General features: G+C 59.1%; 13 protein-coding genes. 9 read left to right on the top strand and 4 right to left on the bottom strand.

Features of this window, described 5'->3' with window-relative positions:
• The 3 genes from ABYV26_RS12695 to ABYV26_RS12685 all read right to left on the bottom strand — a co-directional run.
• A partial coding sequence (locus tag ABYV26_RS12695) for a xanthine dehydrogenase family protein molybdopterin-binding subunit (protein ID WP_372681535.1) occupies positions 1–1,427 on the bottom strand: 1,427 nt, incomplete at its 3' end.
• A gap of 13 nt (positions 1,428–1,440) precedes the next feature.
• Positions 1,441–2,328 (bottom strand): xanthine dehydrogenase family protein subunit M, encoded by an 888-nt coding sequence (locus ABYV26_RS12690; RefSeq protein WP_372681533.1) that lies wholly within the window; start codon positions 2,326–2,328, stop codon positions 1,441–1,443.
• 5 nt (positions 2,329–2,333) lie between these two features.
• Positions 2,334–2,825 carry a (2Fe-2S)-binding protein gene (locus ABYV26_RS12685; RefSeq protein ID WP_372681531.1) on the bottom strand — a complete coding sequence of 164 codons (492 nt, stop codon included), beginning with the start codon at positions 2,823–2,825 and terminating at the stop codon, positions 2,334–2,336.
• A gap of 382 nt (positions 2,826–3,207) precedes the next feature.
• Here ABYV26_RS12685 and ABYV26_RS12680 point away from each other — a divergent pair, with 382 nt between their 5' ends.
• Positions 3,208–4,203, top strand: a complete 996-nt coding sequence (locus ABYV26_RS12680) for a tRNA 4-thiouridine(8) synthase ThiI (protein WP_372681529.1) — start codon at positions 3,208–3,210, stop codon at positions 4,201–4,203.
• Between the two features lie 100 nt (positions 4,204–4,303).
• Here ABYV26_RS12680 and rlmN read toward each other — a convergent pair whose 3' ends face one another.
• A complete protein-coding gene (gene rlmN / locus ABYV26_RS12675; protein ID WP_372681527.1) occupies positions 4,304–5,371 on the bottom strand; it encodes a 23S rRNA (adenine(2503)-C(2))-methyltransferase RlmN in 1,068 nt (355 codons plus the stop codon).
• Positions 5,372–5,568: 197 nt separating this feature from the next.
• Between rlmN and ffh the strand changes: the two genes are divergently transcribed.
• The 8 genes from ffh to ABYV26_RS12635 all read left to right on the top strand — a co-directional run bounded on the left by ffh (position 5,569) and on the right by ABYV26_RS12635 (position 10,399).
• Positions 5,569–6,900, top strand: a complete 1,332-nt coding sequence (gene ffh, locus ABYV26_RS12670; protein WP_372681525.1) for a signal recognition particle protein — start codon at positions 5,569–5,571, stop codon at positions 6,898–6,900.
• Positions 6,901–6,912: 12 nt separating this feature from the next.
• On the top strand, positions 6,913–7,167 hold the full coding sequence (gene rpsP, locus ABYV26_RS12665; protein ID WP_372681524.1) for a 30S ribosomal protein S16: 255 nt from the start codon (positions 6,913–6,915) through the stop codon (positions 7,165–7,167).
• Between the two features lie 48 nt (positions 7,168–7,215).
• Positions 7,216–7,446: a KH domain-containing protein gene (locus tag ABYV26_RS12660; protein WP_372681522.1), complete on the top strand. Its 231-nt coding sequence runs from the start codon at positions 7,216–7,218 to the stop codon at positions 7,444–7,446.
• The gene (gene rimM, locus ABYV26_RS12655) at positions 7,430–7,981 is read left to right on the top strand and encodes a ribosome maturation factor RimM (RefSeq protein ID WP_372681520.1); all 552 of its coding nucleotides are present in this window, start codon (positions 7,430–7,432) and stop codon (positions 7,979–7,981) included. Before ABYV26_RS12660 ends, rimM begins: the two co-directional genes overlap by 17 nt.
• A 121-nt stretch (positions 7,982–8,102) precedes the next feature.
• Entirely contained in the window at positions 8,103–8,849 is a 747-nt protein-coding gene (gene trmD, locus ABYV26_RS12650; RefSeq protein ID WP_372681518.1) for a tRNA (guanosine(37)-N1)-methyltransferase TrmD, read from the top strand.
• Positions 8,830–9,411, top strand: a complete 582-nt coding sequence (locus tag ABYV26_RS12645; RefSeq protein ID WP_372681516.1) for an RNA methyltransferase — start codon at positions 8,830–8,832, stop codon at positions 9,409–9,411. Before trmD ends, ABYV26_RS12645 begins: the two co-directional genes overlap by 20 nt.
• A 20-nt stretch (positions 9,412–9,431) precedes the next feature.
• On the top strand, positions 9,432–9,779 hold the full coding sequence (gene rplS, locus ABYV26_RS12640; RefSeq protein WP_372681514.1) for a 50S ribosomal protein L19: 348 nt from the start codon (positions 9,432–9,434) through the stop codon (positions 9,777–9,779).
• Positions 9,780–9,793: 14 nt separating this feature from the next.
• The gene (locus ABYV26_RS12635; RefSeq protein WP_372681512.1) at positions 9,794–10,399 is read left to right on the top strand and encodes a ribonuclease HII; all 606 of its coding nucleotides are present in this window, start codon (positions 9,794–9,796) and stop codon (positions 10,397–10,399) included.
• The last annotated feature ends 172 nt before the right edge of the window (positions 10,400–10,571 follow it).

Raw genomic sequence — 10,571 nt, 5'->3', positions numbered from 1 at the left:
GTCAGCAGATGGACGGTGCCGTCATCGAAGGCGCGCACTTCGGCGGCCGAAAAGGGATACTGGGTGTTGAACCAGTTGAAGACACCGCCGGAGATGAAGCTGTAGCAGCCGATGCCCACGCCCCGGCCGGTTTTCAGACCTTTGCGCTTGCGGGACCAGCCGCTGATGCGGCGCACTTCCTTCAGGGATTCCACGAATCCGCAGGAACTGATCGTGGCCACGCCGGGCAGTTCGTCGCCGGACACCATGGCGTTTTTCAGGCGGATGGCGATGGGGTCGATGCCGAGTTCTTCGGCGGCCATGTTCATCTGGGTCTCGGCGGCAAACAAGGTCTGGGGGGCGCCGAAACCGCGCATGGCGCTGGCCGGCGGTTTGTTGGTGTAGACGTGCTCGCCCAGGTAGCGGTAGCTGGGGTAGCGGTAGAGCATGGCCCCGAAATTGCCCGAAAGGAACGTGGCGGTGGGGCCCATGGCGTTGTAAGCGCCGCCGTCCAGGTAGATGTGCAGGTCCTTGGCCACCAGCGTGCCGTCGCTCTTAAAGCCCACCTTGGAGCGGATGGTCATGGGGTGGCGCCGGCGCCCGAAGGCCAGCTCCTCTTCGCGGGTGAGGGTGAACTTCACCGGCCGACCGGTCTGGCGGGCCATGAAGGCGGCGCAGAACTCCCATGGGCGAAGCTCCATCTTGCCGCCGAACCCGCCGCCCACCGCCGGTTTGATCACGCGGATGTCGTTTTCGCGCATGTTCAGCGTGGAGGCCAGCAGGCACTGCACGATGTAGGGGGTCTGGGTGGAGGTCCACAAGGTAATGCGGCCGTCCAGATCGCTCTGGGCCACGCAGGCGCAGGGCTCCATGTAGGCGTGGCTGACGGCGTGAACGGTGAAGGTGTCCTCACGCACATAGTCGGATGCGGCAAACCCCGCCTCGATATCGCCGTAGGCGATCTTGCGGTCGATGCTGATGTTGGTGGGCGACGTGTCGTGGACCACCGGCGCACCCGTGGCCAGTGAGGAGGCCACATCGAAGACGCCGGGAAGTGCTTCGTATTCCACTTTAATCTGCTCGACGGCAGCTTCGGCGGTTTCGCGGTCCACGGCGGCCACGGCGGCCACCTCGTCGCCGATGAAGCGCACTTTGTCCATGGCCAATGCATACTCGTCCTGTGTGCCGGGGAAGAGACGCCAGTTTCCGTAGGTGACCCGGGGGATGTCCTGCCCGGTGATGACACAGTGAACACCGGGCATGGCAGCTGCTTTGGCAGTATCGATGCTCAGGATGCGGGCGTGGGGCAGCGGGCTTCTGAGCAGTTTGCCGAAAAGCATCCCGGGCAGCTTGATGTCGTCGGCATAAATGGCCTGGCCGGTGGCTTTGGCCCGGCCGTCGGTTCGGGGAACATCCTTACCGATGAGGGTCTTTGTTTCCATGGGCATGGCTTGGGTTTCCTTATTTGGACGTGGATTTGCGCAAGGCCATCTGCCGGGCGTCGGTCAATGCCCGAATAGCGAGGACGGCGACCATTTTCCATCGGTACGATGCGCTGGCCCGCACGTCGGTGATGGGCGACGTTTCTTGCGATGCCGTCTGGGCCGCCCGGCGGATCAGGTCGTCGGTCATCCGTTTCCCGATCAAGGTTTTCTCGGCTTCGGGGGTGCGCATGGGCACCGGGGCGCAGGCGCCGACGATGATTCTGGCATCCGTGCAGCGGTCGCCATCCAACACGATCATGGTTCCCACGCCCACCGCGGAACAGTCCAGTTTTCCGCGCTGGGAGAGGCTGTGGTAGGCCGTTCCCGATCCGGCAGGGGGAGGGGGCACGCGGACGGCTGTGACGATTTCACCGGCCTCGAGCGCGGTGACGCCCGGGCTCTGGAAGAATCGGTCCAGGGGCATGCGCCGGCTGCCCGAAGGGCCGGTGATGTCCACCGTCGCCGCCATGGCCATCAGGGTGGGGGCATTGTCCGCCGAGGGTGAGGCGTTGCATAGGTTGCCGACCACGGTGCCCATGTTGCGCACCTGCACGTTGGCGGTGGAACCGGCCGCTTCGGCCACGGTGGGATAATGCCGGCGGATGCCTTTATGGGCGGCTACGTCCGCCAACAGGGCGGTGGCGCCAATGGCCAGCCCGGTTTTTTTATCGACGGTGATGGCATCCAGACCCGCGATTCGCTTGAGGTTCACGATGCACTTGGGAAACAGCATCCGATGGCGAATCTTGACAATCAGGTCGGTGCCGCCGGCCATGACCCGGGTATCCCTGCCACCGTTGACCAGGGCGGCCACCGCCTGGTCAATGGTCGTTGGCGCGATATAGTCGAACTGGGCTGCTGGCATGGCCGTTACCTCCTGCTCTTGGATTGGGGATTCATGCGTCGACCGGCTTCGGCGATGGCATCCACGATTTTGTTGTAACCGGTGCAGCGGCAGAGGTTGCCGGATATGGCCGATCGGATCTGGGCGTCATTGGGGCGCGGGTTGGTCTCAAGCAGGTTCAGGGCGGAGAGCTCCATGCCGGGGGTGCAGAATCCACACTGGATGGCCCCTTTCTCGATGAAGGCCTCCTGGATCGGGTGCAGCGTCTCGCCGGAAGGGGCCAGCCCTTCCACGGTAAGGATCTGTCTGCCATCCATCTCCACGGCCAGGGTCAGGCAGGAGCTGACGCTCTTGCCATCCACGATGACCGTGCAGGCGCCGCAGTCTCCCGATCCACAGCCCAATTTGGTCCCGGTCAGGTTCAAGTCCTCGCGCAGCACTTCGTTGAGGGTCCGCCAGGCTTCCACGGCCAGGTTGTAGGTGTCGCCGTTGACGGTCAGGCTGATTTCATGTTTCATGTGTGGCTCCAGAAATAAAATGGGGAATGCTGGAATTCAGGAATTGTTGATCATCAATTGTTGATCATCAAGGGATAGCGCCGGCAGCCTGCGGTATCTCAATCCCTTGATTCCAAAATGTTCAATTCCAGAATCCGGGTTGTTGAAGCTATATCATAGCTGTTATGTATTTCGTCAAGGCTTAAACCCCAAACAACCGCCTGGATTTGATTTTTTCGGCTTTGCCGAGTGGCAACGATGCCCACCGATCTTAGGGGGCCGGTTATTTTCGATCCCTTCCTCATGGGCTCGTCGGTACCGTCGCTTGACAGGGGCAAGGTGTGTTTTTACCCTTATTCATGCAACAAGCCATCGTTGTAGGATCGGGTACAGAAAGGAAGCCATGGCTGCTGAAAAAAAGACCACACGTGCCTTAGGGCTTTGTTCCGGTGGACTGGACAGTATTCTCAGTGCGCTGGTGCTTCGGGAACAGGGGATCGATGTGCATTGGGTCACCTTCGAGACGCCTTTTTTCTCTTCGGCAAAGGCAAAAAAGGCGTCGGAACACATCGGTGTTCCGCTCATGGTGCGCAATATCACCCCGGTATACATGGAGATGATGCGGTCGCCCTCGGTTATCTTGGGCAAGCACATGAACCCGTGCATGGACTGCCACAGCCTGATGTTCCGCCTGGCCGGCGAGATCATGACTGAAAAGGGCTTCGATTTCCTCTTTTCCGGCGAGGTGCTGGGGCAGCGACCCATGAGCCAAACCCGCACCTCCTTGCGTTATGTGGAAAAACACTCCGGATATAGCGGTTCCATCGTCAGGCCGCTTTCGGCCAAAATGCTGCCAGAGACCATCCCGGAACAGGATGGGCGGGTGGACCGGGAGCAGCTGTTGGGCCTTACCGGCCGGTCTCGGAAACCGCAGTTGCAGCTGGCCGAAAAATTCGGGGTGACCGATTTTCCGGCACCAACCGGCGGGTGTCTGTTGACGGACCAGATTTTCAGTCGCCGGCTCAAGGATCTGTTCGACCACCAGGCGACCTATCCGGAAAAGGACCTCGACCTGCTCAAATTCGGTCGACACATGCGCCTGAATTCAAAAACCAAAATCGTGGTTGGCCGCACTCAGCAGGACAACGAGCAGATCAACCGCTGCATTGACCCGGAAACGGACATGGTGTTGAAGGTAGCCGATTTCCCCGGCCCGCTGGTGGTTATTCCCGGCGGGGGAAGCGAGCCCATGATCATGCTGGCCGCCGGCATCTGTGTCGGCTACAGCAAGGCGCCGAACGATACGCCGGTGACGGTCAATGTGCATGTGGGCGGGCACCGCCGGCAGGTGACGGTATTGGGGACTCCGCCTGCAGAGAGCAAGCGGTTTTTGATATAGGTAAAGACGAGGTCGGAGGCCTGAGGTCGGAGGACACACCTATGAGGAGGGAAAAGGCCGAACCCGTCGAATACCGAATGCGGTGATCATTGCTCAGAGATCAGTCCTGCGTATTCAGGTCTCGGACCTCGGCACTCAGTTGGCCGCAGGCGGCGCCGATGTCCTGGCCCTTGCTGTGGCGGACGATCACCGTGTAATGATGCTCGGCCAGCAATTCCTGGAACCGGCTGATCCTGGAAGGGTCCGGACGCTTGAAATCGCTGCCCGGGTGCTCGTTGAAGGGGATCAGGTTGATTTTGGCTTTGATGGGTCGCAGCAGTTTGACCAGGCGCTCGGCGTCGGTCATGCTGTCGTTGATGCCCTTCATCAGGATATATTCGAATGTGATCTTTCGCCTGGGCGGCAGGGGATAACGCCGGCAGGCCGCTATCAGGTCGGCGATGGGGTACTTTCGGTTGATGGGCATCAGGCGGGTGCGGGTCTCGTCGTCAGTGGCGTTGAGGGAGACGACCAGGTTCACCTGGGTGTCGCGCCCTAAGTCGGCCATTTCCGGGACCAGCCCCGCCGTGGACACGGTGACCCGCCGCGTGGAGATCTTGAGGCCCCAATTCCCGTTGGTAATGGTCGCTAAGGCCTGGACCACATTCTCGTAGTTGGCCAGCGGCTCACCCATGCCCATGAAGACGATGTTGGTCAGGGGCATCCCGCCTTGGGCATTCACCTGATGGAGGACATCGCGCACCTGCGAGACGATCTCTCCGGCGGACAGGTTGCGCACAAATCCTGCCTTGGCCGTCATGCAGAACCGGCATCCATGCCGGCAGCCCACCTGGCTTGAGATGCATAGGGTGAAATGGCCTTTTTCGGGGATGATCACCGTTTCGATGTGAAGGCCGTCACGCAGCCTGAACAGCAGTTTGCGGGACCCGTCTCGGGAGACCGCCTCGCTTTCCACTTGCAGGCGAGGATTGACGAAAGCTGTTTCCAGGTCCGTCCGCAGCGATTTGGCGATGTTGGTCATGTCGTCAAACCGGTCGGCCTGGCGCAGGTAGACCCACCCCAATATCTGGTCGGTGCGAAAAGGGCGCCTGCCCCTTTCCTCCAGCCAATCGGCCAAATGCTGCCGGGAAAGGTCTTTGATATCGATTTTACTTGATTCTGCGGCCATGATGTGGGATCCACCTGCCGGGCTCGGTTTGCCGGTCCGGCGTTTTCAGGGGGTGTCTGGTCTGGCAGGGAGTGCGGACCTGCCATGCACGTCGATTATACAAGGAAACGAGGCCTTTTGGCCTTTTTTTTATATCTTGACATACCATTTAAAAAAATCTACTTTCAAGGTTTTAGTTGATACGCCGGTAAAAGGTCATGTTTGATACGCTCAGCGACAAGTTAAATTCGGTCTTCAAGCAGCTCAAGGGGCAGGGCAAGCTTTCTGAAAAGAATATTGCCGACGGCCTGCGAGCGGTGCGTATGGCACTTTTAGAGGCCGATGTCCACTACCAGGTGGTCAAACAGCTGGTGGCCGACATCAAGGCACGCGCGCTTGGCAAGGAGGTAATGGGCAGCCTTACCCCTGGCCAGCAGGTGGTGAAGATCGTCAATGAGTCGCTCACCCAACTCATGGGAGAAACCCATCAGGGGCTGAGCCTGACCGGTGAAAAACCGGTTGCGGTGATGCTGGTGGGCCTTCAAGGCTCGGGTAAGACCACCACGGCGGGGAAGCTTTCGGTGATGCTGCGAAAAACCGGAAAACAACCCTATCTGGTGCCTGCGGACGTATACCGCCCCGCCGCCATTGACCAGTTGAAAAAGCTGGGCGACCAATTGGGCGTGCCGGTTTTCGATTCCACGCCGGATATGGATCCGGTGAAGATCTGCCAGGATGCCCGGGTGGCGGCCCAAAAGGCGGGTTGCGACACCCTGTTGCTGGATACCGCCGGACGGCTGCACATCGATGAAACGCTGATGGACGAGCTGTCGCGCATTCGCACGGCGATGACGCCCACGGACATCCTGCTGGTGGCCGACGCCATGACCGGCCAGGATGCGGTCAACATCGCCAAATCCTTTGACGAACGCCTGGACATCGGCGGCGTGGTGCTCACTAAAATGGACGGTGACGCCAGGGGCGGTGCAGCCCTGTCTATCCGGTCGATCACCGGCAAACCCATCAAGTTCATCGGCGTGGGTGAAAAGCTCAGCGAACTGGAAGCCTTTCATCCGGATCGCATGGCCTCCCGGATTCTCGGTATGGGGGACGTTCTCACCATGATCGAGAAGGCCCAGGAGGTGGTGGACGAAAAAAAAGCCGTCGAGCTTGAACGGAAGCTGCGAAAGAACCAGTTCACCCTGGAGGATTTCCGCGACCAGATGCGCCAGATCCGAAAAATGGGCTCCTTGACGGATATCCTTGGCATGATTCCCGGCATGGGCACGATCAAACAGATGAAAAACCTGCAGGTGGACGAAAAGGAGCTGGTCCACATCGAGGCGATCATCAACTCCATGACCCCCCATGAGCGGAATCAATACGGAATTATCAACGGCAGCCGCCGCAAGCGGATCGCCGCCGGAAGCGGAACCCGGGTTCAGGATGTGAACCGCCTGCTCAAAAATTACGCCCAGGTGATGAAAATGATGAAGAAAATCAATAAAGGCGGTATGCGCGGATTGGGCCGCGGCATGCTGCCCTTCTAAAGGAGAACTACAATGGCAGTAAAAATCAGACTGGCCCGGCATGGGGCGAAAAAGAGACCCTTTTACCGGATCGTTGCCGCTGACAGTGACAGCCCCAGGGACGGTCGTTTTCTGGAAAAGCTCGGTACCTACAACCCGCTGCAGGATCCGGCACAGGTGGTCCTGGATAAAGACCGGGTCAATTACTGGATCGGCCAGGGCGCCACGCCCAGCGATACGGTCAAAGCGATCCTGAAACGTGAAGGTGTTTTCGCCACTGGGGAATAACGGATTGCGCCGGCCCGGGTTCTCCGCCGCAGCAAAGGAGATGGAGCTATGAAAGAGCTGATCAAGTTCATTGCGCAGGAGTTGGTGGATTTTCCCGACCAGGTTTCCGTTGAGGAGATTGAGGGGAACCAGACCTCTGTCCTTGAATTGAAAGTGGCCAAAGCGGATTTGGGTAAAGTGATCGGCAAGCAAGGGCGGACGGCGCGGGCCATGCGCACCCTGTTGAGCGCGGCGTCTGCCAAGATTAAAAAACGTACGGTTCTTGAAATCATCGAATAGCCTCAATAACCGGGCGAATCTCGTCATGGTGGGGCGGGTGGTCGGTGTTCACGGCATTCGGGGCAGCCTCAAGGTTAACTCCTATGCCGATTCCCTGTCCGTCTATGAAGCGGAGGAGGGTATCCGGGTGGCGCTTCCCGACGGCTCGGTTCGGTCGATGGCCGTCGAGCGGGTGCAGACCCACGGCCGGGTGCTCCTGATGACCCTTGACGGCGTGGCCGACCGCACTCAGGCCGAAAGCCTGATCGGCTCGACCCTTTTCGTGAATAAAGCGTGCCTGCCGCCGCTGGAGGAAGACACTTATTATTGGTCAGACCTGGTCGGGCTGAGGGTCTATGATACCACCGGAGCCCACCTGGGGCAGCTCGAAGAGGTCATTCCCACGCCAGGCAACGATATCTACGTGGTTCGGGGCAGGCAGGACGGACAGACGAGGGAAATGCTGATTCCCGCCATCGGCGACGTGGTTCTGAAGATCGACCTGGACGGCAAGACCATGATCGTGGACCCGCCGGAAGGGCTGTATAGGCTTTAAGATAGTTAATTTGGACTGCGTTATCGATCGTCGCAGTATAATGTAATACGGCTTCCTCCCACTAGCCTTGCCAAATTAACTATCTTAAAGCCTATGGGGTCACGGGGATGATAAATTGCCCATGAAATTTTGTGTACTGACCCTTTTCCCTGAACTGTTCGACCCGTTCTGGAATCACGGGATTATACGGCGCGCGGTTCAGGGGCAAAAAATCAATCCCGCGACAATCAATATCCGCGACCATGCCAAAGGGCGGCACAGGGTCACGGATGACCGGCCTTACGGCGGGGGTTGCGGCATGGTGATGAAACCGGAACCCTTGGCCGCGGCCCTGGCAGAAGCCAAAAAGGGCATGCCATCGGCCACGACGCTGCTGCTTTCCCCGCAGGGGAAGCGGTTCGATCAGCCCCTGGCTCAATCGCTGGCATCCGAGGAGGGACTCATTCTGGTCTGCGGTCGCTACGAGGGCGTGGATGAACGGTTTGTCGACCTGCATGTGGATGGTGAGATTTCTATCGGCGACTTCGTTCTCACCGGCGGTGAACTGGGTGCCATGGTGGTGATCGATGCGGTGGTCCGGCTGATTCCCGGTGTACTGGGAAACGACGACTCCGCCGGAAGCGATACGTTCTGCGACGGGTTGGTGGAGCACGCGCATTATACGCGTCCGTCAACCGTCGACGATGAGCCGGTGCCCGACGTGCTGTTGTCCGGGAACCACCAGGAGATCGAGCGGTGGCGCAGGGAAACCGCCCTGATGCGGACATTCATGAAGCGGCCGGACCTGTTGGCACAACGGGAGTTATCTCCGCAGGAGCGGGAATTACTGGTAAAATGGCGTCGGGACATTGACAGGCTCATCGGGTAAACGGCTGTATGTCGCCCTGATTCACCATCCGGTGATCGATAAAAACGGGGAAACGATCGCTTCAGCGGTCACCAACCTGGACCTGCACGACATTGCCAGGGTGTGCAGGACTTATGGGGTCGAGGGCTATTATGTCATCACCCCATTGAAAGACCAGATGTTACTGGTGAAGCGCATCCTGGACCACTGGCTCAACGGCGTGGGGAGAACATACAACCCCAATCGACAGCAGGCGCTGGAGCTGGTCCGGGTTAAGGCCACCGCCGCCGAGATGATCAGCGAGATTGCCGAAGTGGAGGGCCGCCGGCCAAAAACAGTGGCCACCACGGCCCGACGACACGCGGGGAGCTTGTCCTACCGGCGGTTGCGTGACATGCTGGTCGATCCGGCGCCGATCGTCCTGGCGTTCGGCACGGCCTGGGGACTTTCCGACACGTTCATGGCCGACGCGGATTTCATCCTGGATCCGCTGACCGGGGCGGGAACATACAATCACCTGTCGGTGCGATCGGCGGTGTCGATCATCTTGGACCGGGTGCTGGGAAAAAAATTTAAACGATAAACCAATTTCAGGGAGTGATCATGGAAATCATCAAGAACATCGAAAGAGAACAGCTCCGCATGGATCTGCCTAACTTCAAACCGGGAGACACCGTCACCGTTCACGTGAAGATCCGCGAGGGCAACAAAGAGCGCATCCAGGCCTTCCAGGGCGTGGTCATCAGCAGGAAAAAGGGGATGGCCAACGCGACCTTCACGGTCCGCAAAGTCTCATACGGTGTGGGGGTCGAGAGAGTCTTCCCGACGAATTCGCCCATCATTGACCGGGTCGAAGTGGTTACCCGCGGCCGGGTACGCCGGGCCAAGATCTACTACCTGCGTAAACTGCGCGGAAAGGCGGCCAGAATCCGGGAAAAACGATTCAAGTAGATTGGCAACGGTTGATGTCAGACATCTGGGTATTTGAAAAAAAGGCCCGTGACATGGGTCATCAGATCATTGCAGGCATCGATGAGGCCGGCCGGGGTCCCCTGGCCGGTCCCGTTGTTTCCGCCGCAGTCATCCTGCCCGAGGGTGCCGACCTTCCAGGGATCGACGATTCGAAGAAGCTGACGCCGGCCAAGCGCAACCGCCTCTACGACCGTCTGTATACCGTTGCCGACGCCATCGGAATCGGCGTGGTGGACACGGTCGAGATCGACCGCATCAACATCCTGCAGGCCACGTTGCGTTCCATGGCCATGGCGGTGGCCAACCTACGGCCCCGCCCGGAGCATCTTCTGGTCGACGGCATTTTTACCATCGCCTCGGAGCTGCCTCAGCAGGCCATAAAAAAAGGGGATTCGCTGAGCATCTCCATCGCTGCCGCATCCATCGTGGCCAAGGTCACCCGGGACCGGATCATGACTCAGGTGGACACCCTGTTTCCTGAATTCGGATTCTGCCGGCACAAAGGTTATCCCACCCAGACGCACCGGGCAGCCATCGTGCGCCACGGATGCTGCCCCATCCACCGCCGGACGTTCAAAGGGGTGCGCGAGTATGTGTGACAGCTGAGAGGACTAAGCTGGAAGGTCGAAGGTCAGCGGACTGAGGGCGAAAACAAGAGAAAATGAACGTCGACCCTCGAATGGTGAATAGATTTAGGAATTGGATGATTGAGATAACCAACCAATTCAACCAATTCAACCAATTCAACCAATTCAACCAATTCAACCAATT

Source organism: Desulfosarcina sp. (genome assembly GCF_041551955.1).
GTDB lineage: Bacteria > Desulfobacterota > Desulfobacteria > Desulfobacterales > Desulfosarcinaceae > Desulfosarcina.
The sequence above is the reverse complement of the archived record's forward strand: the minus strand, read 5'-3'. Positions and strand labels throughout refer to the sequence as shown.